The organism is Pseudomonas sp. AF03-9, from assembly GCF_020515815.1.
Lineage (GTDB): Bacteria > Pseudomonadota > Gammaproteobacteria > Pseudomonadales > Pseudomonadaceae > Aquipseudomonas.
Genome location: NZ_JAHPJF010000005.1, coordinates 383,536 through 409,287 on the forward strand (window position 1 = coordinate 383,536; position 25,752 = coordinate 409,287).

Here is a 25,752-nt window from a genome sequence, read left to right on the forward strand (position 1 = left end):
CTTAAGGTGTATATATACAATTTATCGGTTTGTTTCAGGCGATTGGTTGCCACTTGCCGAGCATGTGCTCAATCTCTTCGCTGCCTTTCAACACCCATTCACCGCTGGAACCGGCTGCGCTGGTGAATAACCGCACTTCACTGGGCAAGCGCACCGGTTTTTTGAACTCGACGTGTATTTCGATATTGGCCGCGGGCAGATGCTCACCGAGGGCGGCGAGGGCGTGCGCCTTGTTCCACAGACCGTGGGCAATGGCCTGGGGGAACCCGAACAGCCTGGCGGTCAGGGCGCTGAGGTGGATCGGGTTGTAGTCGCCGGACACCCTGGCATAACGCCGACCGACGTCGGCAGGGGCGGGCCAGCGTGTCAGTTCGCTGACGGGGGTGGGCGTGGGCAGGGCGTCGTCCGCCGCGTTGCCGTCAGTCTTCACGCCTCGGCAGAGCATGCGGCTTTCGGCTTCCCACAGCAGGCCCAGGGCATCTTCGACGGTGGTCACCACGTCAAAGGTCGCACCCTTGGGGTGAGGCTTGAGGTTTTGCGTGTGTACGCTGAGGGTCAGGTCGCTGATGCCGCCCAAGGGCCTGTGGATACGGATGCAGTTGCCCAGGTGAATCAGGCCCAGCAACGGGAAGGGGAACCTTGTGTCGGTGAGCAACTGCATCTGCAGGCCGAACGCCAGGATATGCGGGTACGTCGCCGGCAGGATCGGGCTGTCGGCAAAGCCGCAGACCCTGCGATAGGCCGCCACGTGCGTAGGGTCGACGCTGACCCGGCAGCGCAGCCCCAGGGCGGGCAAGGTGTCGCCGCTGATTTTGCGCTTGAGCGCCGCACGCCAGTACAGCGGTGGCAGAAACGGAGTGCTGCCTAAGGTTTGCCAATCCATGGTTACGCTCCCAGAAGACTTTGCCCGCACACCCGCAGCGCCTGGCCGCTGACCGCGCCGGACCCCGGTTGGCCAAGCCAGGCCACGGCCTCGGCGACGTCTTGCGGCAGGCCGCCCTGGCCCAGCGAATTCATGCGACGCCCGGCCTCACGCAGGCCGAACGGGATATGCGCGGTCATCTGGGTTTCAATGAAGCCCGGCGCCACGGCATTGATGCTGATGCCACGGCCCTTGAGCAGCGGCGCCCAGGCCTGTGCGAGGCCAATCAAGCCGGCCTTGCTCGCGGCGTAGTTGGTTTGCCCACGGTTGCCGGCGATGCCACTGATGGAGGCGAGCAGCACCACGCGGGCGTGGTCTTGCAGGGTGCCGCTGTCGATCAGCGCCTTGGTCAGCACTTGCGGGGCGTTCAGGTTGACCGCCACCACCGCGTCCCAAAAGTCCGGGGTCATGTTGGCCAAGGTCTTGTCGCGGGTGATACCGGCGTTGTGCACCAGAATGTCGAGGCCGGTGGGAAGTTGCTCGACCAACTGGTCGGCGGCGGCGTCGGCGCAGATGTCCAGCGCGACGCTACGCGCGCCCAGGCGTGCGGCCAGAGCGTCGAGGTCGGTCTTGGCCTGGGGCACATCGAGCAGGACCACCTCGGCGCCGTCGCGGGCGAGAGTCTCGGCGATGGCCGCGCCAATGCCTCGGGCGGCTCCGGTGACCAGCGCCGTGCGCCCGGCCAGCGGGCGGGTCCAGTCCTCGACCGGCGTGGCGCAGGCTTCCAGGCGGATCACCTGGCCCGAGATGTATGCGCTTTTGGGTGAGAGGAAGAATCGCAGCGCGCCTTCCAGTTGGTCTTCGGCGCCGTCACCGACGTAAAGCAATTGCAGCACGCCACCGTTGCGCAACTCTTTGGCCAGGGACCGGCTGAAGCCTTCAAGGGCGCGTTGGGCACTGGCCGCGAATGGGTTGAGAAAGCTCTCTGGCGCACGACCGAGGATCACCAGGTGCGCGCTGTTATCGAGGTTTTTCAGCAGTGGCTGGAAAAATTCGCGCAGTTGCTTGAGTTGGTCGGTGTGCTGCAGCTCACTGGCGTCGAATACCACGGCCTTGATCTTCGGGCCATGTCCGGGGATCCATGTCGAGGTTTCGGTGCCGTAGGTGTAAATGGCGTCGGTGAGTTTGTGCGCGAATGCCTGCACCTTGTCCACCAACCCGCCACCGCCGAGTAACAAGGCGCCGTCGACCGGGCGCAGACGCCCGGCCTGCCAGCGTTCCAGGCGTACCGGTGACGGCAGGCCAAGGGCGGCGACCAGACGATGGCCGAGGCCTGAATTGGCGAAGTCGATATAACGGTCAGGCATGGAACGCTCTCCAGAAACTGTGGTTCAAAGAAAAGTTGACCATCAAAACGCGCTAGTCGTTCGATCAGCCTAGGCTAGGCTGACGGATTACACCCATATCCAGCAGGGAGATTTTCATGACTCAATTGCGCCGTGTAGCGATCATTGGCGGTAACCGCATCCCTTTTGCCCGCTCCAATGGTCCCTACGCCACGGCGAGCAATCAGGCGATGCTGACCGCTGCGCTGGAAGGCCTGATCGAGCGTTACAACCTGCACGGTTTGCGTATCGGCGAGGTGGTCGCCGGCGCGGTGCTCAAGCATTCGCGGGACTTCAACCTGACCCGCGAATGCGTGCTCGGCTCGCGCCTGTCGCCGCAAACCCCGGCCTATGACATTCAACAAGCATGCGGCACCGGGCTTGAGGCGGCGTTGCTGGTGGCCAACAAAATCGCCCTGGGCCAGATCGAGTGCGCGATTGCGGGTGGGGTCGACACCACGTCCGACGCGCCCATCGGCGTCAACGAAGGGCTGCGCAAGATTCTGCTGCAAGCCAACCGCAGCAAATCCCTGGCGGACAAGCTTAAAGTGCTGTTGCAACTGCGCCCCCATCACCTCAAGCCGGAACTGCCGCGCAACGGTGAGCCACGTACAGGGTTGTCCATGGGCCAGCATTGCGAACTGATGGCGCAGACCTGGCAGATCCCCCGCGCCGAGCAAGACCAGCTGGCGCTGGAGAGTCACCGGAACATGGCGGCCGCCTACGCCGAAGGCTGGCACAACGATTTGCTCACGCCGTTCCTCGGCCTGACCCGCGATAACAACCTGCGCCCGGATCTGACCCTAGAGAAACTTGCCGCGCTCAAGCCGGCGTTCGAACGTGGCGAAAAAGCTACGCTCACGGCGGGCAACTCCACGCCTCTGACAGATGGTGCCTCATTGGTATTGTTGGGCAGCGAGGCCTGGGCTAAAGAGCGTGGGCTGCCGATCCTCGCGTATTTGCGCGATGGTGAAGCGGCGGCGGTGGATTTCGTCAACGGTGCCGAAGGCCTGTTGATGGCGCCGGTGTATGCGGTGCCGCGTTTGCTGGCGAGGAATGGCCTGACGCTGCAGGACTTCGATTACTACGAGATCCACGAAGCCTTCGCTGCCCAGGTGTTGTGCACGCTCAAGGCGTGGGAGGATGCGCACTACTGCAAGACGCGCCTCGGGCTTGATGCCCCCCTCGGCGCGATCGACCGCAGCCGGCTCAACGTCAAGGGCAGTTCATTGGCGGCCGGGCACCCGTTTGCTGCCACGGGTGGGCGTATCGTCGCCAACCTGGCCAAACTGTTGGACGCGGCGGGCAAGGGGCGTGGGCTGATTTCAATCTGTGCGGCGGGCGGGCAGGGGGTTACAGCGATCATTGAGCGCTGAAACTGGCATATCTGATGCATTCTTAAGTGATCAACGGTCAGTCGCCTCTCCCACCGGCGGGCCGATTGCCGTATAACGAGTGCCATACGCGTATTTGGTAATAAAGGACCCACAATAAAAGCTGATGAAGACTCCTAAACGCATTGAACCCCTGATCGAAGACGGTCTGGTCGACGAAGTGCTGCGCCCACTCATGAGTGGTAAAGAAGCAGCTGTTTATGTGGTGCGCTGCGGCAATGAATTGCGTTGCGCCAAGGTTTACAAGGAGGCGAACAAACGAAGTTTTCGTCAGGCGTCCGAATACCAGGAAGGCCGCAAGGTCCGCAACAGTCGTCAGGCCCGGGCCATGGCCAAGGGCTCCAAATTCGGCAAGAAAGAAACCGAAGATGCCTGGCAGAACGCTGAAGTGGCGGCGTTGTTCCGCCTGGCCGGTGCGGGCGTTCGCGTGCCCCAGCCGTTCGACTTCCTGGAAGGCGTGCTGTTGATGGAGCTGGTGGCCGACGAGTACGGCGATGCGGCACCGCGCCTGAATGACGTGGTACTGGAGCCGGACCAGGCGCGTGAATACCACGCCTTCCTGATCTCGCAGATCGTGCTGATGCTGTGTACCGGCCTGGTGCACGGTGACTTGTCCGAGTTCAACGTACTGCTCACGCCGACCGGCCCGGTGATCATCGACCTGCCCCAGGCGGTGGATGCGGCGGGCAACAACCACGCGTTCAGCATGCTGGAGCGGGATGTGGGCAACATGGCGTCGTACTTCGGGCGTTTTGCCCCGGAGTTGAAAAAGACCAAATACGCCAAGGAAATGTGGGCGCTTTACGAAGCCGGCACGTTGCACCCGGCCAGTGTGTTGACCGGCGAGTTCGATGAGCCGGAAGAACTGGCGGACGTGGGCGGCGTGATCCGCGAGATCGAAGCGGCGCGGCTGGATGAAGAGCGTCGGCAGGCGATCCGCGCGGCGGACGATGCACCACCGAGCAAAGTCCCGGACGAGCCACCGCCGCCGCCTTGGATGCAGTGATCTCAAGGCCTGCGTAGATCTAAAAAATGTGGGAGCGGGCTTGCTCCCACATTTGGTTTTGTATGTATTCAGGTAGATTCCATCAGGTGCAGCAACTGCCCGACGCCAACTCCTTGAGAATCGGACAGTCCGGCCGATGATCGCCATGGCAGTGCTCCACCAGGTCCTGCAAGGTATCGCGCAACTGCCCCAGTTCCATGATCTTCTGATTCAACTCATCAATGTGTTGGCGCGCCAGGGCTTTTACGTCGGCGCTGGCCCGATGCCGGTCTTGCCACAGGGTCAGCAGTTTGCCGACCTCCTCCAAAGAAAACCCCAAGTCCCGCGAGCGTTTGATAAACGCCAGGGTGTGCAGGTCGTCGGCACCGTACACACGGTAGCCGCTGTCGGTGCGGTGGGCGGCCTTGAGCAAGCCTATGGATTCGTAGTAGCGAATCATCTTCGCGCTGAGCCCGCTCTGGCGTGCGGCTTGGCCGATGTTCATGGGCGGTGATCCTCCAGGTCCTTGGGTTTCCAGGTTTTCAGCAGCAGGGCATTACTGACCACGCTGACGCTCGACAGCGCCATCGCCGCACCGGCCAACACCGGGTTGAGCAGGCCGAATGCTGCCAGTGGAATGCCGATCAAGTTATACACAAAGGCCCAGAACAGGTTCTGGCGGATTTTTGCGTAGGTCTTGCGGCTGATCTCCAGCGCGGCCGGCACCAGGCGTGGATCGCCGCGCATCAAGGTGATGCCGGCCGCGTGCATGGCCACGTCGGTGCCGCCCCCCATAGCGATGCCGATATCGGCGGCGGCGAGGGCCGGGGCGTCGTTGATGCCGTCGCCGACCATGGCCACCACGCCGGTTTTTTTCAATTCGGTGACGGTGGCGGCTTTGTCGGCGGGCAGCACCTCGGCGTGCACGTCGTCGATGCCCAGCGCCTCGGCCACCACGCGCGCACTGCCGCGGTTGTCGCCGGTGAGCAGGTGACTGCTGATGTGTTGCGCCTTGAGTTGGTTGACTGCTTCCAGTGCGCCGGGCTTGAGCGTGTCGCCAAAGGCGAACAGCCCCAGCACACGCGGTTGCGCGCCTTGCTCGATAAGCCAGGACAGGGTGCGGCCTTCGGCCTCCCAGGCCTTGGCGGACTCGGCCAGGTCACCGGCGTTCAAGCCGCTTTCTTCGAGCAGGCGGCGGTTGCCCAGGGCCAACTGCCGACCATCGAGAGTACCGGCGATGCCGCGCCCGGTCAGGGATTGGCTGGCGCTCACGTCGGCCACCACCAGGCCTTGTTCGTTGCAGGCGTCCAGCACGGCCTTGGCCAGCGGGTGTTCGCTGCCACGTTGCAGCGCCCCGGCCTGTTGCAGCAGCAGGGCTTCGTTGCCATCCACGGCGCTCAGATGAGCGATTTTTGGCGTGCCGGAGGTGAGGGTGCCGGTCTTGTCGAAGACCACGGCGCTGACTGCATGGGCGCGCTCCAGGGCTTCGGCGTCTTTGATCAGGATGCCATGGCGCGCAGCCACGCCGGTGCCGGCCATGATTGCGGTGGGTGTAGCCAGGCCCAGGGCGCACGGGCAGGCAATCACCAGCACGGCGACCGCGTTGATGATCGCGGTTTCCAGCGATGCGCCGTACAGCCACCAGCCCACCAACGTGACCAACGCCAGCACCAGCACGGCGGGCACGAACACTTGGCTGACTTTATCCACCAGTTTCTGGATCGGCGCCTTGGCGGCCTGGGCGTCTTCCACCAGGCGGATGATCCGCGCCAGCACGCTTTCGGCGCCCAGGGCGGTGGTGCGCACCAGCAGGCGGCCTTCGCCGTTGATGGCGCCGCCGGTAACGCTGTCCCCTGGCTGCTTCGGCACCGGCAGGCTTTCGCCGCTGATCAGCGCTTCGTCGGCGTGGCTCTGGCCTTCCACCACTTCACCGTCCACCGGGAAGCGTTCGCCGGGCTTGACCAGCACCAGGTCATTGAGCGCCAGCGCGTTGATGGCGACGTCTTCTTCACGCCCGCCATTGACCCGAATCGCCCGCTCCGGGCGCAAGGCTTCGAGGGCGCGGATGGCGCTGGCGGTCTGACGCTTGGCGCGGCTTTCGAGGTATTTGCCCAGCAGCACCAGGGCGATCACCACCGCCGAGGCTTCGAAATACAGGTGCGGCGCCATGCCGGGGTGGGCGCTGAGCCATTCATAGATGCTCAGGCCGTAACCGGCGCTGGTGCCGATGGCCACGAGCAAATCCATATTGCCAGCACCGGCGCGCACGGCTTTCCACGCGGCGATATAGAAGCGTGCGCCAAAGATGAATTGCACCGGGGTGGCCAGGGCGAACTGCACCCAGGCGGGCAGCATCCAGTGCAGGCCGAAGGGGTCCACCAGCATCGGCAGCACCAGCGGCAGCGCCAGGGCAATCGCCAGCAGCAGCGACAGGCGTTCGCGCTGCAGGCGCTGGGCCTGATCGACTTCGGTAGCGGTTTCACTCTGCGGCAGGGTGGCGGTGTAGCCGGCCTTGTCGACGGCGGCAATCAACACACCGGGGTCCATCTGGCCCGCCACTTCGACGTGGGCACGCTCGTTGGCCAGGTTGACGCTGACGCTTTGCACCCCCGGCACCTTGCCCAGCGCGCGCTCGACGCGGCCGGCACAGCTGGCGCAGGTCATGCCGCTGATCGGCAGGTCAAAGGTGGTGGTTCCATTCATGGGGCAGTCCTCCAGGAGAAGTGGCCCCTAGCATCAACCTTGACCTGTGGGGAAGGTCAAGGCCGTTTAATAGTCCAGCGCAGCGGCTTTGAGATACATGCCGTCCGGACCCTGGGCAATGCGCAGTTTGCGCACGTCGCCAACCTTCAACGTGATGTTCTGTGCTGGCGGCGCGAGCAGGCCCGGCTGGCAGCCCGGTGCCTGGCCCGGCAGCAACTTGAGGCGCAACGACAGGTTGCCCGCCGGCAGGTTGAACGAGGTGGACTGTTCCTGGAACAGCCGCCCTGCCAGCTGATCATTCAGGTACAGGCCGATCTCGCAGTTGGTCGACACTTCCAGGCGTTCCCGGGAAATGATCAACACCGCATAGTCTTCTGCGGCACTGGCCAGCGGCGCAGCGGCAGACAAGCTCATCAGGCCGGCAAGGGCAAAAAACGACCAGCGCATGGCGAATGCTCCGTGGGTTGAATCAAAGATGGGTGAAGCTTGGCCGACAGCGCGGGCGAATACCAGCCCGGCGGATATTTTCTGAGCTTGACCTTGCCATGATGGCAAGGTCGAGACTGCCTCTACCCTCAATACAGGAGTCATGTCATGCAAGTATTCAGCGTTGAAGGAATGACCTGCGGCCATTGCGTCAAATCGGTGACCCAGGCAGTGCACAACCAGGACCCGAGCGCCGAAGTGAAGGTGGACCTCGCCGCGAAGCAAGTCAGCGTGCAAAGCCAACTGAGCGCGCAGCAGATCGCCGATGCGATTCGGGAAGAAGGCTACAGCGTCGTCTGATTTTTAATAGTTAGCGAGCTAACGTAATGTTCAAGGCACCCAAGCGCGGCTAGACTGTCGAGCTGCCGACTCACTTGGGTGTCTGATGAACCTGCGCATAATTCTGATTCTGGGCGCCTTGAGCGCCTTCGCACCATTGGCGATCGACTTTTACCTGCCGGGCTTCCCCGCCATGGCTATCGCGTTCGGCACTGACGAAAAACATATCCAGACCACCCTGGCGGTGTATTTCACCGGCCTGGCCATCGGCCAATTGATCTACGGCCCGCTGGCCGATCGCTTTGGCCGGCGCGTGCCGCTGCTCAGCGGTGTGACCCTGTTTACCCTCGCTTCCTTTGCCTGTGCCTATGCGCCGTCGTTGGAATGGCTGATCGCCGCACGTTTCGTCCAGGCCCTGGGCGGTTGTGCGGGCATGGTGATTTCCCGCGCCGTGGTCAGCGACAAATGTGATGCGGTGGGGTCGGCCAAGGTGTTTTCCCAACTGATGCTGGTCACGGGGTTGGCGCCGATCCTCGCACCGTTGGCGGGTGGGGTGATGGTCGGGTTGTGGGGCTGGCAGTCGATCTTCCTCGCGCTGACCGCGTTCAGTGTATTGGCGGCGATTGCGGTGGCCGTCGGCCTGCCGGAAACCTTCCCGGCCCATCAGCCGCGCCAGCCATTGTCCGGCTCGCTGCGGCGCTACCTGTCGTTGCTGTCGGACCGGGTCTACCTCGGCTACGCCCTCACTGGCGGTATTGCGATTGGCGGGATGTTTGCCTACATCGCCGGTTCACCTTTCGTATTCATCAAACTGTATGGCGTGCCTGCCGAGCATTACGGCTGGGTATTCGGTTCCAACGCGGCCGGTTTCATCCTGATCGCCCAAGTGAACGCGCGCTTGCTGGCCAAGCGCGGCCCGGCGTTCTTGCTGTCGCGCAGCGTGTGGGTGTACCTGGCGGCGGCGTTGTCATTGCTGGCGATCAGCGCTTTGCACACCGATGCCCTGTGGCCGCTGCTGGTGCCGCTGTTTATCTGCATCGCCAGCCTGGGCTGCATTTTGCCCAACACCTCGGCCTGCGCCATGAGCGGGCAAGGGGCGCGGGCGGGCAGTGCGTCGGCGCTGCTCGGTTGCATTCAGTTTGGTGTGGCGGCGGGGGCGGCGTCGTTGGTCGGCCTGTTGCACGATGGCACGGCGCTGCCGATGGCCATGGTCATCAGCCTGTGCGGTGTGTTGGCGGTGACGGTGGCCGTGTCGACCCAGCGCTTGCAGCGGGCTCGGGCCGCGCAAGCGCAGGTCTGAGGTGGCGGTCAGCCAGCGGCGGAGTGTTGCTGGTTGACGGGAAGACGGTGAGGGGCCTGGATTCGGGCTTGCAGGGTATCGGCAAAGGCGCGGGCCTCGGCTTCACTGTGGAAGATGATGGCCTTCTGGTCCAGGCGCACTTCCCACTGGGATTTTGCTAACGCTTTTATCAGGATCTTCATTACTGACTTCCTCGCGTAAAAGAATCGTGGCAAAGGCGGCCAATATAAACCCGTATACCCGCGCAAATATGACAAAGATCAACTCTCTGACTAATGGTGTCGTCCATCACTCACATGAATAACGGACGACGCCTACAGACCCTTTTCAGAATCCTTCCAGCACGATCTTGCCCTTGGCCGTGCCGCTTTCCAGCAGGGCATGGGCGCGGCGCAGGTTCGCCGCATTGATCACGCCGAAGTGTTCGCCCACCGTGGTTTGCAGGGTGCCAGCGTCGATCAGCTCGGCGACGCGGTTGAGCAGGTGGTGCTGCTCGATCATGTCCGCCGTCTCGAACATCGAACGCGTGTACATGAACTCCCAATGCAGCGACAGGCTCTTGCGCTTGAGCTTGCTGACGTCCAGCGCCTTCGGGTCGTCGATCAACGCCAGCTTGCCTTGGGGTTGCAGGGCTTCGACCAGTTGATCGAGGTGTTGGTCGGTTTGCGTCAGGCTGGCGACGTGGGTGACCTGGCCGACACCGGCGCGTTTGAGTTCTTCGCTCAGCGGTTGGCTGTGGTCGATCACCAGGTCTGCGCCCAGTGCCTTGGCCCAGGCCTGGGTTTGCGGGCGCGAGGCGCTGCCGATCACCTTCAGCGCGGTGAGCTGGCTGGCCAGTTGGGTCAGAATCGACCCCACGCCACCGGCGGCACCGACGATCAGCAGGCTCTGGCCCCTGTCTTCTTTGCCCTCTGATACTTGCAGGCGCTCGAAGAGCAATTCCCAGGCGGTGATCGCCGTCAGCGGCAGCGCGGCGGCTTCGGCAAAACCCAGGCTCTTGGGCATGTGGCCAACGATGCGTTCGTCCACGGTGTGCAGTTCGCTGTTGCCGCCGGGGCGTACCAGGGAGCCGGCGTAGAACACCTTGTCGCCGGCCTTGAACAGCGTCACGTCGCTGCCGACCGCCTTGACCACCCCGGCGACGTCCCAGCCCAGCACCTTGGCGGCGCCGTTTTCCGGGGCGACGTTCTGGCGTACTTTGGTGTCCACCGGGTTGACCGAGATGGCTTTGACTTCCACCAGCAGGTCACGCGGGCCGGCGACCGGCGCTGGCAGTTCGATGTCTTGCAGGGATTGGGGATCGTTGATCGGCAGCGAGTTGTAGTACGCGATGGCTTTCATGGGGGCTCCGGGAAGTGGGCGAATAAACGGGATGGACAGATGATTGGCTATTTCCCGTATAGATAAAAGCGGCTAAAACAGAGGTCTGTTTCAATAAAATTTTGATAATGGATGGGCGGCATGCTGCGTTTTGACGATTTGCAGTTGTTTGTACGTTCGGCGGATTTGGGCAGCCTGTCGGCGGCAGCGCGGGTGATGGACCTGTCGCCCGCCGTGGCCAGTGCGGTGCTCAAGCGCATCGAACAGCAACTGGGCGCGCGCTTGCTGGCGCGCTCCACCCGCAGCCTGCGCCTGACGGCTGAAGGTGAGGGGTTCCTGGAGTATGCCCGCGCTGCGCTGAGTTCGCTGGACGAGGGGCGGCGCCTATTGGCCAGTGGCCAGGATCAGGTCAGCGGTGTGCTGCAGTTGTCCGCACCCTCGGACCTGGGGCGCAACCTGTTGCTGCCGTGGTTGGATGACTTCCAGCGTGAGCATCCGCAACTGACCGTGCGTCTGTTGTTGGGCGACCGGATTGCCGATCTGTTTCGCCAGCCGGTAGACATCGCCCTGCGCTACGGCGAGCCCGAGGACTCCAGCCTGATCGCATTGCCGGTGGCCCCGGACAATGTGCGCGTGTTGTGCGCGGCGCCCGGCTACCTCGCACGGCACGGCGAACCCCGGCACCTGGAGCAATTGGCCCAGCACAATTGCCTGCTGTACATGCTTGGCAGCCGCGTGCATGACCGCTGGAGCTTTCACGACGGCAAACGCGAGATCAGCCTGACGGTGAGTGGCGACCGCTTCAGTGACGATGCCGACGTGGTGCGCCGCTGGGCAGTGGCGGGGGTGGGGATTGCCTACAAGTCCTGGCTGGATGTCAGCGCTGACGTGCTCGCCGGGCGCTTGCGCGTGATCCTGCCGGAGCTGCGTGGTGAGCGTACGCCGCTGAATCTGCTGTGTGCCCACCGTGCGCAATTGAGCAAACCGGTCAACCTGCTGCGCGAAATGCTTGTGTCGCGTTGTGCGACTTTGACCGCGCAGTGGCCGGAGCGATTTACCGCTGGGCAGTAGCCTCCAGCAAGCGAGGAAATTTCACTCAGATTCTGTCCTTATCCGCGCTGTCGGACGGCGCGGAACGGGTTGCTTGCGCCCCTATACTTTGGCGCCAACCACAGCAGAAAAATGATTTAACAGGGAGTGAAACCATGGAAGAAGCACCTTGCATCAGTCAAGTTGCCAGCTTGCTCGCCGAGCCCAAGCGCACGGCGATGCTCTGGGCCTTGATGGACGGCTCGGCCAAGTCGTCGCAGGATCTGGCGGCGCATGCAGGGCTGTCACCGGCCTCGGCCATTGCGCATTTGGCGCGATTGACAGGTGGCGGCTTGCTGCGGGTCGAGACCCGTCGTGGCCAGCGCTTGTTTCGTGTGGCGGCACCGGATGTCAGTGCGGCCATCGATGCCTTGGCCAGTACCACCATGGCCAGCGCCGCACGCAGTCGCCCGGGTGCGCCACCGCCGCCGTTGGTGGTGCCATCGCCGCTGCGTCACGCCAGGATGTGCCACGGCCACCTCGGCGGCGAACTGGCGGCAGGGTTGTATCAACGGATGTTGGCGGCCGGTTGGATTGCGCGGCATGAGCAGCGTCTGGGCGTGACCCTCAAGGGCGCTCGGCATTTGGCAGACCTGGGGATTTTTACCCAGGCGCTGGCATTGCCCGTGGTGTGTGATTGTTTCGACTGGAGCCAGCAGCAACCGCATCTGGGCGGTGCGTTGGGCGCGGGCTTGCTGCAACTGTTTCTGCAATCGAACTGGGTCAGCCTGATCAAAGACTCACACGCCTTGCAGGTCAACGACAGCGGGCTGGTGGAAATCAATCGTTTGGCTGCGCCCGAGAATCTCTAAACCGTGAACCTCATCCCTGTAGTGAGCGGGCTCACTACAACACGGTTGTCATAGTGTTTGCGGTCGCCAAAAGTTGTGCAGATACCTATGCCCCGGCAACCTTGGCCACACGGGCGTCGTTCAGAGTTTCAATCAGGTCGCATCCAGCAATAATCTGGAAAAAGCATGCCGCACACTCGCCGAGAGGACTTTTACACTGGGGGTGCGGCATGGGTATGAGAGGCTACAGCGCAGCGGAACGGTTGGAACGGTTGCCCATCAGCGGCTACCACCGAGTCATTTTCATCATCATCGCCCTGGCGTTTTTCTTCGACTCCATGGACCTGGCGATGATGACCTTCCTGTTGGGCTCGATCAAAACCGAGTTCGGGCTGAGTACGGCCCAGGCCGGATTGCTGGCCAGTTCGAGTTTTTTCGGCATGGTGGTGGGCGCATCGTTGTCCGGGATGCTCGCCGACCGCTTCGGGCGCAAGCCGGTGTTCCAGTGGAGCATCGTGTTATGGGGCATCGCCAGTTACCTGTGTTCCACCGCGCAGACGGTAGAGACGCTGACGCTGTTTCGCATCTTGCTGGGCATCGGCATGGGCATGGAGTTTCCCATTGCGCAGTCGATGCTGTCGGAGTTGATTCCAGCCAAGCGGCGCGGGCGTTACATCGCCTTGATGGATGGCTTCTGGCCGTTGGGTTTTGTGGCTGCGGGTGTGCTGTCGTACTTCTTGCTGCCGGTGATCGGCTGGCGCGACATTTTCCTGGTGTTGGCGGTGCCGGCGGTGTTTGTGCTGGCGATCCGGTTTTTTATCCCTGAGTCGCCGCGCTGGCTGGAACAGGCCGGACGGCATGACGCGGCGGACAAAGTGTTGCAGGGCATCGAGCAGAAAGTGCGCAACTCCCTGGGCGGCGCGCAGTTGCCGGAGCCGATTCGCTTGCCACGGGGGGAGAGCACGCCGGGCACATTTTTCTCGGCGTTCCAGCAACTGTGGTCGGTGCAGTATCGCCAACGCACGATGATGATCTGGAGCGTGTGGTTTTTTGCCCTGCTCGGCTTCTACGGGCTGACGTCGTGGTTGAGTGCGCTGTTGCAGCAGTCGGGTTTTGCGGTGACGCAGTCGGTGTATTACACGGTGATCATTTCCCTGGGCGGGATTCCCGGTTTCCTGATGGCGGCCTGGCTGGTGGAGCGCTGGGGACGTAAACCGGTGTGTGTGGTGACGCTGCTCGGTGGCGGGGTGATGGCGTTTGTGTATGGGCAAAGCGCGGTGTTTGGCGGCAATGTGGGCTTGCTGATCACCTCGGGCTTGTTGATGCAGTTCTTTCTGTTTGGCATGTGGGCGGTGTTGTACACCTATACGCCTGAACTCTATCCCACCTCGGCGCGTGCGACCGGGTCCGGGTTTGCCTCGGCGATCGGCCGGGTCGGTTCGTTGCTGGGGCCGTTGGTGACCGGGTTGGTATTTCCGATGACCGGGCAGGGTGGGGTGTTTGCCCTGGGCGCGCTGTGTTTTGCGGTGGCGGCGCTGGTGGTGTGGGTGTTTGGGATGGAGACGAAGGGCAAGACGCTGGAAGAGCTGAGCGAAATCTGATCGACGATACACCTCTAATGTGGGAGCGGGCTTGCTCGCGAAGGCGGTCTTTCAGTCAGTGCTATATGGACTGACCCACCGCTTTCGCGAGCAAGCCCGCTCCCACATTTAGCCTGCACTCATCCAGTGAGTGCGGGTTATGGCTTGACCAAGCGTGCATCCAGGCTGTTCTGCGCCAGGCGTTTGGCCTGGTCCAGGGTCATGCCCAGCGCGGTGTGCAGCGCGTGGAAGTTCTCGGTGACATAACCGCCGAAGTACGCCGGGTCATCCGAGTTCACGGTGACCTTCACGCCGCGTTCGAGCATGTCGAGGATGTTGTGCTGGGACATGTCATCGAACACGCAGAGCTTGGTGTTGGACAGCGGGCACACGGTCAGCGGGATCTGCTCGTCGATGATGCGCTGCATCAAACGCTCGTCTTCGATGGCGCGTACACCATGGTCGATGCGCTGGATTTTCAGCAGGTCGATGGCTTCCCAGATGTACTCGGGCGGGCCTTCTTCGCCGGCGTGGGCCACGGTGAGGAAGCCTTCGTGACGGGCACGGTCGAACACGCGCTGGAATTTGCTCGGCGGGTGGCCCATTTCCGAGCTGTCCAGGCCCACGGCCACGAACGCGTCACGGAATGGCAGGGCCTGGTCCAGGGTTTTCTCGGCTTCGGCTTCGCTCAGGTGGCGCAGGAAACTGAGGATCAAGCCGCTGGTGATGCCCAGTTGCTGCTCGCCATCTTTGAGTGCAGCGGCGATACCGTTGAGCACTACTTCAAACGGGATGCCACGGTCGGTGTGGGTCTGCGGGTCGAAGAACGGTTCGGTGTGGATCACGTTCTGCGCTTTGCAGCGCAGCAGATAGGCCCAGGTCAGGTCGTAGAAATCCTGGGAGGTGCGCAGCACATCGGCACCCTTGTAGTACAGGTCGAGAAACTCTTGCAGGTTGTTGAACGCGTAAGCCTTGCGCAAGGTTTCGACATCGTTCCACGGCAGCGCAATCTTGTTACGCTCGGCCAGGGCGAACAGCAGCTCAGGCTCCAGCGAACCCTCCAGGTGCAGGTGCAGTTCAGCCTTGGGCAGGGCGTTGAGCCAATCGTACATTTTCTAAATTCTCATCAGGTGCAATGGCGGCATTCTACAGGGCATGGCTGAAATAATCGGTAAAACCTGACCAGCAGGATCGTTTTCGTTGGATTCGCGCAAGGGCCGCGTGAACTAAGGTGTAACGAAACGTTAGCAGCCTGCCGTAGTCTGTACTCCATCAATGACTGATTCGCTGTTTGATAAGGCCCGGAATGCTCACATCCCTCAAGCAAGAAAAATTCATGCTGCTGGCGCTGCTTGCCGCCATCGCCGCATACCCCCTGGAACACTGGATGCTCAACAGCGGGCAGGGCGTGGCACTGCTTGGCGGGGTGGTGCTGATCGTGTTCATCGTGATCGCCTCGATGCGCGTGGCCCATCACGCCGAGCAGCTCGCGGAAAAAGTCGGTGACCCCTACGGCACCATGATCCTGACCCTGGCCGCCGTGCTGGTGGAAGTGGTGATCCTGGCGATCATGATGAGTAACGAGCCTTCGCCGACCTTGGTGCGCGACACGATTTATTCGGCGGTGATGCTCGACATCAACGGCATCCTCGGCCTGGCGGCGCTGATGGGCGGCATCAAGCATGGTGAACAGTCCTACAACGACGATTCGGCGCGCAGCTACAGCGTGATGATTCTGACGGCCATGGGTGTGTCGATGGTGGTGCCGGAATTTATCCCAGAGGCCGACTGGAAAATTTACTCGGCATTCACCATCGGCGCGATGGTGGTGCTCTACACCCTGTTCCTGCGCATGCAGGTGGGGCCGCACAGTTATTTCTTCAGCTACAGCTACCCGGAGAAACGCGGTAAGAAGCCGTCGGAAGAAGCGCATTCGATCAATCTGGCGTTTTCTATCGGTACGTTGGTGTTTGGCGTGATTGTGATTGGCGCGTTGGCCGAGGTGATGTCCAAGACCCTCGACCTGGGCCTGGAGGGCACGGGCGCACCGCCGGTGATCACGGCAATCGTGGTGGCGGCGATTTCGGCGGCGCCGGAGATTCTGACGGCGTTGCGTGCGGCGCTGGCCAACCGCATGCAGTCGGTGGTCAATATTGCGTTGGGGGCCTCGTTGTCGACGGTGATCCTGACGGTGCCGGTGATGGAGGCGATGGCGCTCTACACTGGCCAGCCGTTCCAGATGGCGATGACGCCAGTGCAGACGGTGATGGTGTTGATCACGTTGATTGTCAGTGCGATCAACCTCAATGACGGGGAAACCAATGCCATTGAGGGGATGACGCATTTTGTGTTGTTTGCGACCTTCATTATGTTGTCGTTACTGGGTCTATAGCCGCCGCCAATCAGCTGTGGGAGCGGGCTTGCCCGCGAAAGCGGTGTATCAGTCAGCACATGCATTGACTGACCCGCCGTCTTCGCGGGCAAGGCCGCTCCCACATTTTGATTTGTGTATGACTTAGGTTCCGGCGATCAGTGCTCGAGCCGCTTGGCTGTGATCGGCGATCAAACCTTTCAAGTCCAGGCCTTCCACTTGGCCATCAATCACCCGCCACTTACCCGCCACCATCACCCGGTCCGCCCGGTCGGCGCCGCACAACAGCAGTGCCGAGATCGGGTCGTGACTACCGGAGAAGCGCAGTTCATCCAGTTTGAATAGCGCGAGGTCGGCCTGTTTTCCCACAGCCAATTCACCAATATCCGTGCGCCCCAGCAACTGCGCAGAACCTTTGGTCGCCCAGCCCAGCACGCCTTCGGGGGTGATCTTTTCCGCGCCGTAGCGCAAGCGCTGGATGTACAGGGCCTGGCGCGCTTCAAGGATCATGTTTGACGCATCGTTGGAGGCTGAACCGTCCACGCCAAGACCGATGGGCGCGCCAGCGGCGAGCAGGTCGAGGGTCGGGCAGATGCCCGAGGCCAAACGCATATTCGAGCTTGGGCAATGGCAGATGCCGGTGCCGGCCGCGCCGAGGCGTTCGATTTCATCCGGGTTGAAGTGAATGCCGTGGGCCAGCCAGGTGCGCGGGCCAAGCCAGCCGACGCTGTCGAGGTAGTCCACGGTGCGCAGGCCGAAGCGCTGTAGGCAAAAATCTTCTTCGTCGAGGGTTTCCGCCAAGTGTGTGTGTAGGCGTACGTCGAGACTGTCAGCCAATTCGGCGCTGGCGCGCATGATTTCTGGCGTGACGGAGAACGGCGAGCACGGCGCCAGGGCGATCTGGACCTGCGCGCCTTCGTCACGCTCGTGGTATGCGCGGATCAGGCGCTGGCTGTCGTCGAGGATCACCTGGCCTTGTTGCACGGTTTGTTGCGGTGGCAGGCCGCCATCGGCTTCGCCCAGGCTCATGGAACCGCGGGTGAGCATGGCGCGCATGCCCAGTTCGCGCACGCTCTGCACTTGCACGTCGATGGCGTTTTCCAGGCCGTCGGGGAACAGGTAGTGGTGGTCGGCCGCCGTGGTGCAGCCCGAGAGCAGCAGTTCGGCCAGCGCGACTTTGGTGGCTAGGGCGAGTTTTTCCGGGGTGAGGCGTGCCCAGACCGGGTACAGGGTTTTCAGCCACGGGAACAATGGCTGGTTGACCACTGGCGCCCAGGCGCGGGTCAGGGTTTGATAAAAGTGGTGGTGGGTGTTGATCAGGCCCGGCAGGATCACATGTTCGCGGGCATCGAAGGTTTGTGCGCAGGGCTGGGCAGGTGTTTGGCCCAGGGCCAGCACTTCGCTGATCACACCGTCTTGCAGCACGAGGCCGCCACGGGCGTCGAGGCCGTTGGCAGTGAAAATCGCGAGGGGGTTTTTTAACCAGATACGGGTCGCAGGCATTGGCCGGCTCCTCTGAATGATGGGTTCAGGTTTGCCAGCTCAGTGTTGCCCTGTCTGCTGATCCAGGGTCGCCGGTGAAGGCGAGGGGCTAGATTACGTGTAGTTAAAGATCTCGTCCACATGTAGGAAAGTGGACGAGATTGAGGTGGGAGTTACCAGGCGATGGTGTCGCCTTTGTAGTCGATGAAGTGATGGCCGCCCTTGCCGGTGTAGGCATTTACCTGATCCACCAGGCCACGCACGCTGGTATCGACATCGATGTGGGCGTTTTCGCCGCCCATGTCGGTCTTCACCCAGCCTGGGTGCAGCGACAGTACGGTGAGTTTGTGATCGCCCAGTTGGGTGACGAAGCTGTTGGTCATGGAGTTGAGTGCGGCCTTGCTGGCCTTGTACAGCGCCAGGTCGGAGCCGTCGGGGATGGTCACGCTGCCCAGCACCGAACTCATGAAGGCCAGCACGCCGCTGTCTTTGCGGATCTGCCCGACTAAGCGCTGGGCCAGGTTGATCGGTGCCACGGCATTGGTGAAGAACAGTTGGCCGACTTCCGCCAGGGTGGCGTGGCCAGGCTCCTGGTTGGCCGGGCCTTTGACGCCGGCGTTGACGAACAGCAGGTCAAAGGTGCGCGCCTTGAGGCGCTGGCTCAGGGCGATCACGGCTTGCTGATCGTCCATGTCGAGTTTCTCGATCTGCACCGGGCCGAGCGCTTTGAGGGCGTCGGCCTTGCTCGGGTCACGCACGGTGGCGGTCACGTCCCAGCCGTCCTGGAGCAGTTGCTTGACCAGGCCAAGGCCCAGCCCGCGGGAGGCGCCGATGATCAGTGCGGTTTTTGGCGTAGACATGAAAAGCTTCCTTTGGAGTCGCGGTTCAGGGAGTTCAGCGTTGTAGCAGGATACGCCCGCGGCTGAGGTCGGCGAGTTGAATTTGCAGGGTGTCGATATGCGCTTGGCCGACAGCGAGTTGTAGTTCGACGCCGTTGGCAGTGAAGGTTTCTTCCACCACCAGCCCGCCCAGGTCGGCGACACGCAGTTTCACCAGGTTCAACTCGGAGAAGCTGCAAGCGCAACTCAGCGGGACGCGGCTGATCAGTTCGATGCGCTCGGCGTTCTGCAGGCATTTGTTCGCACCGCCGCCATAAGCACGGGCGAGGCCGCCGGTACCGAGCTGGATGCCGCCGTACCAGCGGATCACCAGCACCGCGACTTGATCGAAACCTTGCGCCTCGATGGCCGCCAGGATCGGCCGCCCGGCGGTGCCGCCGGGTTCGCCATCGTCGTTGCTGCGGTATTGATCAGCCAATTTCCAGGCCCAGCAGTTGTGCGTGGCGTTCAAGTCGCTGTGTTGCGCGAAAAACGCCTGTGCGTCCTGCGGGCTGGTGATCGGGGCGGCGAGGGTGATAAAGCGGCTTTTGCGGATTTCTTCGTGAAACTCGCAAAGGCCGGTGAGCGTGAAAGGCATAAGTCGCTTCGTTTATAGGGCCGGCTTGACGCCGCAGCCCTTGAGAATGATGTGGATCAGGTTGGTGCCGGCGTCTTCCATATCCTGCTTGGTCAGCTTGGTGCGACCGGTGACGCGGCAGATCTGGGTGGCGAAGTCGGCATAGTGTTGGGTGCTGCCCCACAGCAGGAAGATCAGGTGTACGGGGTCGACAGGGTCCATCTTGCCCGCATCGATCCAGGCTTGGAACACGGCGGCCCGGCCACTGAACCAGGCGCGGTAGTCCTGGCTGAAATATTCGGTGAGGCATTCGCCGCCACTGATGATCTCCATGGCGAAGATCCGCGAGGCCTGGGGCTGGCGTCGCGAAAACTCCATCTTGGTGCGGATGTAGCGAGCCAGGGCTACCCCGGGGTCGTCCTCGGCGGTCAGCGTGTTGAAGGTGCTGTCCCACAGTTCGAGGATATTGCTGAGCACCGCAATATAGAGGCCCAGCTTGTTGGTGAAGTAGTAGTGCAAGTTGGCCTTGGGCAGCCCGGCACTGGCAGCAATGGTGTTCATGCTGGTGCCTTTGTAGCCATGGCGCGCGAATTCGTCTTCAGCAGCCTGGAGAATCGCTTGTTCGTTCTTTTGCCGAATGCGGCTGGCGGGTTTTCCGGTGGGGTTGCTGTGGGCAGGAACTTCGAGGCTCATGGAGGTTTCCGTGCAGATCGATAGAGACGACGTGTGCACAGATAACCCACCCTCAAGCCTCAGACAAGTCCTGATGCAATAAAACCGTCAGAGCGATTCCACCGTGTCGCTTTCCGACGCGTGGTTTGCGGCATTCCCGGTGGCCTTGGCTTCCGGTAATAGCAGGCATAGCACGATGGCGGTCAAGCCGCCGCTGGTGATCGCCGAGTCGAACAGGCTCTGCACCAGCGTCGGCATCAGGTGCAGCAGGTTCGGTTGTGCGGCGATGCCCAGGCCGACGCCGAACGAGGTGGCGATGATCAACATGCTGCGCCGATCCAATGGCGCCTGGGCGAGGATGCGCACCCCGGCGGCGGCCACGCTGCCGAACATCACCAGGGTTGCGCCGCCCAACACCGGTTTGGGGATTTGCTGGAGTACCGCGCCAATCAACGGAAACAGGCCGAGGCAAAACAACAGCACGCCGATGTATAAGCCGACGTAACGGCTGGCCACGCCGGTGAGTTGGATCACGCCGTTGTTCTGGGCAAACGTGGTGTTGGGGAAGGCGCTGAAGGTGGCGGCGATCATGCAGCTGACGCCGTCACCGAGTACGCCGCCCTTGAGTCGGCTTATATAAGAAGGGCCGCTGATGGGCTGGCGCGCGATCATGCAGTTGGCGGTGAGGTCGCCGACGGTTTCGATGCTGCTGATCAGATAAATCAGCGCGATGGGCAGGAAAGCGCTCCAGTCGAAGTTGAAACCGTAGCGGAATGGGATCGGCAGGCTGACCAGGGGCAGGTCGGGCAAGGTTTGGGGCACCAGCTTGCCGCTGAACCAGGCCGCGAGGCTGCCCAGCGCCAGGCCGATGATGATGGCCGAGAGGCGCACCCATGGGGTGTTCGAGCGGTTGAGCAGGATGATCGTCAATACGACGAACACGCCCAGTGCCAGATTGATGGGGGCGCCGAAGTCGGGGGCATTGAAGCCACCGCCCAGGTCGGTAATACCGACCTTGATCAGGCTGATGCCGATCAGGGTAATGACAATCCCCGTCACCAACGGTGTGATAACCCGGCGCAGTTGACCGATGAAGCGACTCAGCACGATCTGCACCACGGCGCCAAAAAAGCACACGCCAAAGATCATTGCCATGATGTCTTCCGGGCTGCCGCCGCGTTGCTTGACCAGGAAACCCGCCGACAACACCGCGCCGAGAAACGCAAAGCTGGTGCCCTGCAGGCAAATCATGCCGGCGCCGATGCCATACGGCCTACGTGCCTGGATGAAGGTGCCGACGCCGGAGACCATCAACGCCATGCTGATCAGGTAGGGCAAATGCGCGGTAAGGCCCAGGGTGGAGCCGATGATCAGCGGCGGGGTGATGATGCCGACGAACGCGGCCAGTACATGTTGCAGTGCGGCGAGCAGGGCCGGGGCGGGTTTCGGGCGGTCGTTGAGGCCGTAGATCAGGTCGCTGCTGCTGGAGGATTCTGGTGGCATGGCGGGCAAACTTAAGGTCTATGTCCTTGGGTTCCTGCAAAAAGCTGTCCAACTGCTCAGCTTTTCGCTTGCGCCCGAATTAACGGGTGGCGGCCAGGCTTTCCAGGAAGCTTTCCAGCACCAAATGAGGGCGACGCCCCTTGCGTGTGACCGATGCCAGGCTCAAATCGTAAAAACGTGTAGCCGGTTTCAGCGCGCGCAGTCGGCCTTGTTGCACCCATAAACTGGCGTAATGGTCGGGCAGGTAGCCGATGTAGCGGCCGGTGAGGATCAGGAACGCCATGCCTTCGCGGTCCGAGGCGCTGGCGGTGCAGTTGAGCGCCTGATAGTGGGCCTGGATGTCGGCGGGCAGGCGGAAAGTGGGGGCGATGGCGTCCTGGCTATCGATACGTGCGTCGTCCAACTGCTTGTCGTCGGCGTAGAACAGCGGGTGGCCGACTGCGCAGTAGAGCAGCGAGCGCTCGCTGTACAGCGGCTGGTATTCCAATCCAGAGAGGGCGCTGGCCTGGGGCACCACGCCGACGTGCAGGCGGCCGTCGAGTACGCCTTGCTCGACTTCGTTGGGGGCGATCATGCGGATCTGGATCTGCACGTCCGGGCCACGTTCCTTCAACTGCGCCAGGGCGTGGGTGATGCGCATGTGGGGCAGGGTGACGAGGTTGTCGGTGAGGCCAATGATCAACTCGCCGCGCAGATGCTGGTGCAGGCCGTTGACCTCTGTGCGGAAGCTTTCCAGGGCGCTCAACAGTTGCAACGCGGACTGGTAGACCTCGCGGCCTTCTTCGGTCAGGGAGAAACCGGCGCGGCCGCGCTGGCAGAGTCGCAGTCCGAGGCGCTGCTCCAGGTCGCTCATTTGCTGGCTGATGGCGGAGCGGCCGATGCCGAGCACGGTTTCCGCTGCCGAGAAGCCGCCGCATTCGACCACGCTGCGAAAGATGCGCAACAAGCGTATATCGAAGTCGCTGACTTGGGCGAGGGGATCGGGTCGACGGCTGCTCATAGTTTAGTAAAGGCCTGACTGAGGGTTAGAAGAGTTGGATTTCACCGACTTTATCGCCGTGGCAATTTAGCTGCAACAACGCTTTTCAATCCCGACGCTGCCTTTTGCCCTGCGAGGTTTTGCTGATGAACATGCCCGAAAACGCCCCATCGTCCCTGGCCAGCCAACTGAAGTTGGACGCGCACTGGATGCCTTACACCGCCAACCGTAACTTCCAGCGTGACCCGCGTTTGATCGTGGGCGCGGAAGGTAGCTGGTTGATCGATGACAAGGGGCGCAAGGTCTACGACTCGTTGTCGGGTTTGTGGACGTGCGGCGCCGGGCATACGCGCAAGGAAATCCAGGAAGCGGTGGCCAAGCAACTGGGGACTTTGGACTACTCGCCGGGCTTCCAATATGGTCATCCGTTGTCCTTCCAGTTGGCGGAAAAGATTACCGACCTGACTCCAGGTAACTTGAACCACGTGTTCTTCACCGACTCCGGCTCCGAGTGCGCCGATACCGCGGTGAAGATGGTGCGTGCCTATTGGCGCCTGAAGGGGCAGTCGACCAAGACCAAGATGATCGGCCGTGCCCGTGGTTATCACGGTGTGAACATTGCCGGTACCAGCTTGGGCGGCGTGAACGGCAACCGTAAGATTTTTGGTCAGGCGATGATGGATGTTGACCATCTGCCGCACACCCTGTTGGCGAGCAATGCGTTCTCCCGTGGCATGCCGGAGCAGGGCGGCATCGCCTTGGCCGATGAGTTGCTCAAGCTGATCGAACTGCACGACGCGTCGAACATCGCCGCGGTGTTTGTCGAGCCGATGGCCGGCTCTGCTGGCGTACTGGTGCCACCGCAGGGTTACCTCAAGCGTCTGCGTGAAATTTGCGATCAGCACAATATCCTGCTGGTGTTCGACGAAGTGATCACCGGTTTCGGTCGTACTGGTTCGATGTTTGGCGCCGACAGCTTTGGTGTAACGCCAGACCTGATGTGCATCGCCAAGCAAGTCACCAACGGTGCCATCCCAATGGGTGCTGTGATTGCCAGCAGCGAGATTTATCAGACGTTCATGAACCAGGCGACGCCGGAGTATGCGGTGGAATTCCCACACGGCTATACGTACTCGGCGCACCCGGTTGCATGTGCTGCAGGCCTGGCGGCTTTGGACCTGCTGCAGAAGGAGAATCTGGTGCAGAGCGTAGCCGAAGTCGCTCCACACTTTGAGAATGCGCTGCACGGGTTGAAGGGCAGCAAGAACGTGATCGACATCCGCAACTACGGTCTGGCCGGTGCGATTCAGATTGCCCCGCGTGACGGTGATGCGATCGTGCGTCCATTCGAGGCCGGCATGGCCTTGTGGAAAGCCGGTTTCTACGTACGTTTTGGCGGTGACACCCTGCAGTTCGGGCCAACTTTCAACAGCAAACCGCAGGACCTGGATCGCCTGTTCGATGCGGTCGGTGAAGTGCTGAACAAGATCGACTGATTTCTCCTTCTATATAGAACAATTTTTCAGGAGCCCTGCATGAGCCTTATCCAGCATTTGATCAACGGTGAATTGGTCAATGACAGCGGTCGTAGTGCCGACGTCTACAACCCGTCGACCGGCCAAGTGATCCACCAGGTGCCGTTGGCCAGTCGTGAAACCATTCAACAGGCGATCGACTCGGCCAAGGCGGCGTTCCCGGCCTGGCGTAATACCCCGCCGGCCAAGCGCGCCCAGGTGATGTTTCGTTTCAAGCAATTGCTGGAGCAGAACGAAGCGCGCATCTCGCAGTTGATCAGCGAAGAGCATGGCAAGACGCTGGAAGATGCTGCCGGTGAATTGAAGCGTGGCATCGAGAACGTTGAATACGCCTGTTCCGCGCCGGAGATTCTGAAGGGCGAATACAGCCGTAACGTAGGACCGAATATTGATGCCTGGTCGGATTTCCAGCCGTTGGGCGTGGTAGCGGGTATTACTCCGTTCAACTTCCCGGCAATGGTGCCGTTGTGGATGTATCCGCTGGCGATTGTTTGCGGTAACTGTTTTATCCTCAAGCCGTCGGAGCGTGATCCGAGCTCGACGCTGTTGATCGCACAACTGTTGCAGGAAGCCGGTTTGCCCAAAGGTGTGCTGAGCGTGGTGCACGGTGACAAGGGCGCAGTGGATGCGCTGATCGAAGCGCCGGAAGTGAAGGCGCTGAGTTTTGTGGGCTCGACGCCGATTGCCGAGTACATCTATGCCGAGGCGACCAAGCGCGGTAAACGCGTGCAGGCGCTGGGTGGGGCGAAGAACCACGCGGTATTGATGCCGGATGCGGATCTGGATAACGCTGTCAGCGCGTTGATGGGCGCGGCGTATGGTTCATGCGGTGAGCGTTGCATGGCAATCTCGGTGGCCGTGTGCGTGGGCGACCAGGTCGCGGATGCGTTGATCGCCAAGTTGGTGCCGCAGGTCAAGGCGCTGAAGATCGGTGCGGGCACCTCCTGCGGCCTGGATATGGGGCCGTTGGTGACGGGGCAGGCGCGGGATAAGGTCAGTGGCTATATAGAAGACGGAGTTTCTTCGGGTGCCAAGTTGGTGGTTGATGGTCGCGGTCTGAGCGTTGCCGGTCACGAAGAGGGGTTCTTCCTGGGGGGCAGCCTGTTTGATCATGTGACGCCTGAGATGCGTATCTACAAAGAAGAGATCTTTGGGCCAGTGCTGTGCGTGGTGCGGGTCGATAGCTTGGAAGCGGCGATGCAACTGATCAACGACCACGAGTACGGCAACGGTACGTGTATCTTCACCCGTGATGGTGAAGCGGCGCGTTTGTTCTGTGACGAGATTGAAGTGGGCATGGTCGGGGTTAACGTTCCGTTGCCGGTGCCGGTGGCGTATCACAGCTTTGGTGGCTGGAAGCGCTCGCTGTTTGGTGACTTGCATGCGTATGGGCCGGATGGCGTGCGTTTCTATACCCGTCGCAAGGCGATTACCCAGCGTTGGCCGCAACGGGCCAGCCATGAAGCGTCGCAGTTTGCTTTCCCTAGCTTGTAACGCTTGAGGCAAAAGCCGGCCCTTGGGGCCGGCTTTTGCGTTTTTGGGGCTTTTCTGACTTATATGACAGAAATATGAAGAAAGGCA

Annotated in this window: 24 protein-coding genes; 10 read left to right on the forward strand and 14 right to left on the reverse strand. The window is 61.8% G+C overall.

The window, feature by feature from the left end; genetic code table 11:
* Positions 1 to 34 precede the first annotated feature (34 nt).
* Together LIY36_RS10940 and LIY36_RS10945 are read right to left on the reverse strand one after the other, a co-directional pair.
* A complete protein-coding gene (locus LIY36_RS10940) occupies positions 35 to 883 on the reverse strand; it encodes a MaoC family dehydratase (RefSeq protein WP_226455690.1) in 849 nt (282 codons plus the stop codon).
* Between the two features lie 2 nt (positions 884 to 885).
* Positions 886 to 2,229, reverse strand: a complete 1,344-nt coding sequence (locus LIY36_RS10945) for a 3-oxoacyl-ACP reductase (RefSeq protein WP_226455691.1) — start codon at positions 2,227 to 2,229, stop codon at positions 886 to 888.
* Between the two features lie 116 nt (positions 2,230 to 2,345).
* Here LIY36_RS10945 and LIY36_RS10950 point away from each other — a divergent pair, with 116 nt between their 5' ends.
* Together LIY36_RS10950 and LIY36_RS10955 are read left to right on the forward strand one after the other, a co-directional pair.
* Positions 2,346 to 3,623, forward strand: coding sequence for an acetyl-CoA C-acetyltransferase (locus tag LIY36_RS10950; RefSeq protein WP_226455692.1), 1,278 nt, complete (start codon positions 2,346 to 2,348; stop codon positions 3,621 to 3,623).
* Positions 3,624 to 3,747: 124 nt separating this feature from the next.
* Positions 3,748 to 4,647 carry a PA4780 family RIO1-like protein kinase gene (locus LIY36_RS10955; protein WP_014716761.1) on the forward strand — a complete coding sequence of 300 codons (900 nt, stop codon included), beginning with the start codon at positions 3,748 to 3,750 and terminating at the stop codon, positions 4,645 to 4,647.
* A gap of 82 nt (positions 4,648 to 4,729) precedes the next feature.
* Here LIY36_RS10955 and cueR read toward each other — a convergent pair whose 3' ends face one another.
* From cueR to LIY36_RS10970, 3 genes are all read right to left on the reverse strand, one after another.
* Positions 4,730 to 5,131 (reverse strand): Cu(I)-responsive transcriptional regulator, encoded by a 402-nt coding sequence (cueR, locus tag LIY36_RS10960; RefSeq protein WP_192300160.1) that lies wholly within the window; start codon positions 5,129 to 5,131, stop codon positions 4,730 to 4,732.
* Entirely contained in the window at positions 5,128 to 7,329 is a 2,202-nt protein-coding gene (locus LIY36_RS10965; protein WP_226455693.1) for a heavy metal translocating P-type ATPase, read from the reverse strand. The genes cueR and LIY36_RS10965 overlap by 4 nt, the downstream gene beginning before the upstream one ends.
* A gap of 66 nt (positions 7,330 to 7,395) precedes the next feature.
* A complete protein-coding gene (locus tag LIY36_RS10970) occupies positions 7,396 to 7,776 on the reverse strand; it encodes a hypothetical protein (RefSeq protein ID WP_192300158.1) in 381 nt (126 codons plus the stop codon).
* 147 nt (positions 7,777 to 7,923) lie between these two features.
* Here LIY36_RS10970 and LIY36_RS10975 point away from each other — a divergent pair, with 147 nt between their 5' ends.
* Together LIY36_RS10975 and LIY36_RS10980 are read left to right on the forward strand one after the other, a co-directional pair.
* On the forward strand, positions 7,924 to 8,115 hold the full coding sequence (locus tag LIY36_RS10975) for a heavy-metal-associated domain-containing protein (RefSeq protein WP_192300157.1): 192 nt from the start codon (positions 7,924 to 7,926) through the stop codon (positions 8,113 to 8,115).
* 85 nt (positions 8,116 to 8,200) lie between these two features.
* Positions 8,201 to 9,394, forward strand: coding sequence for a multidrug effflux MFS transporter (locus LIY36_RS10980; protein ID WP_226455694.1), 1,194 nt, complete (start codon positions 8,201 to 8,203; stop codon positions 9,392 to 9,394).
* Positions 9,395 to 9,402: 8 nt separating this feature from the next.
* Here LIY36_RS10980 and LIY36_RS10985 read toward each other — a convergent pair whose 3' ends face one another.
* On the reverse strand, positions 9,403 to 9,576 hold the full coding sequence (locus tag LIY36_RS10985) for a hypothetical protein (protein WP_226455695.1): 174 nt from the start codon (positions 9,574 to 9,576) through the stop codon (positions 9,403 to 9,405).
* 145 nt (positions 9,577 to 9,721) lie between these two features.
* The gene (locus LIY36_RS10990) at positions 9,722 to 10,735 is read right to left on the reverse strand and encodes a zinc-binding alcohol dehydrogenase family protein (protein ID WP_226455696.1); all 1,014 of its coding nucleotides are present in this window, start codon (positions 10,733 to 10,735) and stop codon (positions 9,722 to 9,724) included.
* A 120-nt stretch (positions 10,736 to 10,855) separates the two neighbouring features.
* Between LIY36_RS10990 and LIY36_RS10995 the strand changes: the two genes are divergently transcribed.
* The 3 genes from LIY36_RS10995 to LIY36_RS11005 all read left to right on the forward strand — a co-directional run bounded on the left by LIY36_RS10995 (position 10,856) and on the right by LIY36_RS11005 (position 14,195).
* A complete protein-coding gene (locus tag LIY36_RS10995; RefSeq protein ID WP_226455697.1) occupies positions 10,856 to 11,785 on the forward strand; it encodes a LysR family transcriptional regulator in 930 nt (309 codons plus the stop codon).
* A gap of 134 nt (positions 11,786 to 11,919) precedes the next feature.
* The gene (locus LIY36_RS11000; protein ID WP_226455698.1) at positions 11,920 to 12,615 is read left to right on the forward strand and encodes an ArsR/SmtB family transcription factor; all 696 of its coding nucleotides are present in this window, start codon (positions 11,920 to 11,922) and stop codon (positions 12,613 to 12,615) included.
* A gap of 209 nt (positions 12,616 to 12,824) precedes the next feature.
* Complete coding sequence (locus LIY36_RS11005) at positions 12,825 to 14,195, forward strand: MFS transporter (protein WP_192300151.1); 1,371 nt, start codon at positions 12,825 to 12,827, stop codon at positions 14,193 to 14,195.
* Positions 14,196 to 14,332: 137 nt separating this feature from the next.
* Here LIY36_RS11005 and LIY36_RS11010 read toward each other — a convergent pair whose 3' ends face one another.
* Positions 14,333 to 15,286, reverse strand: coding sequence for an adenosine deaminase (locus tag LIY36_RS11010; RefSeq protein WP_226455699.1), 954 nt, complete (start codon positions 15,284 to 15,286; stop codon positions 14,333 to 14,335).
* Between the two features lie 194 nt (positions 15,287 to 15,480).
* Here LIY36_RS11010 and LIY36_RS11015 point away from each other — a divergent pair, with 194 nt between their 5' ends.
* On the forward strand, positions 15,481 to 16,566 hold the full coding sequence (locus LIY36_RS11015; protein WP_192300149.1) for a calcium:proton antiporter: 1,086 nt from the start codon (positions 15,481 to 15,483) through the stop codon (positions 16,564 to 16,566).
* A gap of 123 nt (positions 16,567 to 16,689) precedes the next feature.
* Here the strand turns inward: LIY36_RS11015 and LIY36_RS11020 are convergent, their stop codons facing one another.
* The 6 genes from LIY36_RS11020 to LIY36_RS11045 all read right to left on the reverse strand — a co-directional run bounded on the left by LIY36_RS11020 (position 16,690) and on the right by LIY36_RS11045 (position 22,657).
* Positions 16,690 to 18,048: an 8-oxoguanine deaminase gene (locus LIY36_RS11020; protein ID WP_226455700.1), complete on the reverse strand. Its 1,359-nt coding sequence runs from the start codon at positions 18,046 to 18,048 to the stop codon at positions 16,690 to 16,692.
* A 152-nt stretch (positions 18,049 to 18,200) separates the two neighbouring features.
* On the reverse strand, positions 18,201 to 18,887 hold the full coding sequence (locus tag LIY36_RS11025) for an SDR family oxidoreductase (RefSeq protein WP_226455701.1): 687 nt from the start codon (positions 18,885 to 18,887) through the stop codon (positions 18,201 to 18,203).
* Between the two features lie 34 nt (positions 18,888 to 18,921).
* Positions 18,922 to 19,503, reverse strand: a complete 582-nt coding sequence (locus LIY36_RS11030) for an IMPACT family protein (protein WP_192300146.1) — start codon at positions 19,501 to 19,503, stop codon at positions 18,922 to 18,924.
* 12 nt (positions 19,504 to 19,515) lie between these two features.
* A complete protein-coding gene (locus LIY36_RS11035; RefSeq protein WP_226455702.1) occupies positions 19,516 to 20,175 on the reverse strand; it encodes a TetR/AcrR family transcriptional regulator in 660 nt (219 codons plus the stop codon).
* 87 nt (positions 20,176 to 20,262) lie between these two features.
* Positions 20,263 to 21,657, reverse strand: a complete 1,395-nt coding sequence (locus tag LIY36_RS11040) for a uracil-xanthine permease family protein (protein ID WP_226455703.1) — start codon at positions 21,655 to 21,657, stop codon at positions 20,263 to 20,265.
* Positions 21,658 to 21,736: 79 nt separating this feature from the next.
* Entirely contained in the window at positions 21,737 to 22,657 is a 921-nt protein-coding gene (locus LIY36_RS11045; protein WP_192300143.1) for a LysR family transcriptional regulator, read from the reverse strand.
* Positions 22,658 to 22,782: 125 nt separating this feature from the next.
* Here LIY36_RS11045 and LIY36_RS11050 point away from each other — a divergent pair, with 125 nt between their 5' ends.
* Entirely contained in the window at positions 22,783 to 24,132 is a 1,350-nt protein-coding gene (locus tag LIY36_RS11050; protein ID WP_192300142.1) for an aspartate aminotransferase family protein, read from the forward strand.
* 39 nt (positions 24,133 to 24,171) lie between these two features.
* Positions 24,172 to 25,665: a CoA-acylating methylmalonate-semialdehyde dehydrogenase gene (locus LIY36_RS11055; protein WP_192300141.1), complete on the forward strand. Its 1,494-nt coding sequence runs from the start codon at positions 24,172 to 24,174 to the stop codon at positions 25,663 to 25,665.
* The last annotated feature ends 87 nt before the right edge of the window (positions 25,666 to 25,752 follow it).

Bases quoted from the DNA above. Each gene is read 5' to 3' on its own strand.
- LIY36_RS10995 (WP_226455697.1), top strand. From the start codon at position 10,856: ATGCTGCGTTTTGACGATTTGCAGTTGTTTGTACGTTCGGCGGATTTG.
- cueR (WP_192300160.1), bottom strand. From the start codon at position 5,131: ATGAACATCGGCCAAGCCGCACGCCAGAGCGGGCTCAGCGCGAAGATG.
- LIY36_RS10985 (WP_226455695.1), bottom strand. From the start codon at position 9,576: ATGAAGATCCTGATAAAAGCGTTAGCAAAATCCCAGTGGGAAGTGCGC.
- LIY36_RS10975 (WP_192300157.1), top strand. From the start codon at position 7,924: ATGCAAGTATTCAGCGTTGAAGGAATGACCTGCGGCCATTGCGTCAAA.
- LIY36_RS10970 (WP_192300158.1), bottom strand. From the start codon at position 7,776: ATGCGCTGGTCGTTTTTTGCCCTTGCCGGCCTGATGAGCTTGTCTGCC.
- LIY36_RS11005 (WP_192300151.1), top strand. From the start codon at position 12,825: ATGGGTATGAGAGGCTACAGCGCAGCGGAACGGTTGGAACGGTTGCCC.
- LIY36_RS11000 (WP_226455698.1), top strand. From the start codon at position 11,920: ATGGAAGAAGCACCTTGCATCAGTCAAGTTGCCAGCTTGCTCGCCGAG.
- LIY36_RS11050 (WP_192300142.1), top strand. From the start codon at position 22,783: ATGAACATGCCCGAAAACGCCCCATCGTCCCTGGCCAGCCAACTGAAG.
- LIY36_RS10940 (WP_226455690.1), bottom strand. From the start codon at position 883: ATGGATTGGCAAACCTTAGGCAGCACTCCGTTTCTGCCACCGCTGTAC.
- LIY36_RS11040 (WP_226455703.1), bottom strand. From the start codon at position 21,657: ATGCCACCAGAATCCTCCAGCAGCAGCGACCTGATCTACGGCCTCAAC.
- LIY36_RS11055 (WP_192300141.1), top strand. From the start codon at position 24,172: ATGAGCCTTATCCAGCATTTGATCAACGGTGAATTGGTCAATGACAGC.
- LIY36_RS11015 (WP_192300149.1), top strand. From the start codon at position 15,481: ATGCTCACATCCCTCAAGCAAGAAAAATTCATGCTGCTGGCGCTGCTT.
- LIY36_RS11020 (WP_226455700.1), bottom strand. From the start codon at position 18,048: ATGCCTGCGACCCGTATCTGGTTAAAAAACCCCCTCGCGATTTTCACT.
- LIY36_RS10945 (WP_226455691.1), bottom strand. From the start codon at position 2,229: ATGCCTGACCGTTATATCGACTTCGCCAATTCAGGCCTCGGCCATCGT.
- LIY36_RS10955 (WP_014716761.1), top strand. From the start codon at position 3,748: ATGAAGACTCCTAAACGCATTGAACCCCTGATCGAAGACGGTCTGGTC.
- LIY36_RS11045 (WP_192300143.1), bottom strand. From the start codon at position 22,657: ATGAGCAGCCGTCGACCCGATCCCCTCGCCCAAGTCAGCGACTTCGAT.
- LIY36_RS11025 (WP_226455701.1), bottom strand. From the start codon at position 18,887: ATGTCTACGCCAAAAACCGCACTGATCATCGGCGCCTCCCGCGGGCTG.
- LIY36_RS11035 (WP_226455702.1), bottom strand. From the start codon at position 20,175: ATGAGCCTCGAAGTTCCTGCCCACAGCAACCCCACCGGAAAACCCGCC.
- LIY36_RS10980 (WP_226455694.1), top strand. From the start codon at position 8,201: ATGAACCTGCGCATAATTCTGATTCTGGGCGCCTTGAGCGCCTTCGCA.
- LIY36_RS10950 (WP_226455692.1), top strand. From the start codon at position 2,346: ATGACTCAATTGCGCCGTGTAGCGATCATTGGCGGTAACCGCATCCCT.
- LIY36_RS10990 (WP_226455696.1), bottom strand. From the start codon at position 10,735: ATGAAAGCCATCGCGTACTACAACTCGCTGCCGATCAACGATCCCCAA.
- LIY36_RS11030 (WP_192300146.1), bottom strand. From the start codon at position 19,503: ATGCCTTTCACGCTCACCGGCCTTTGCGAGTTTCACGAAGAAATCCGC.
- LIY36_RS10965 (WP_226455693.1), bottom strand. From the start codon at position 7,329: ATGAATGGAACCACCACCTTTGACCTGCCGATCAGCGGCATGACCTGC.
- LIY36_RS11010 (WP_226455699.1), bottom strand. From the start codon at position 15,286: ATGTACGATTGGCTCAACGCCCTGCCCAAGGCTGAACTGCACCTGCAC.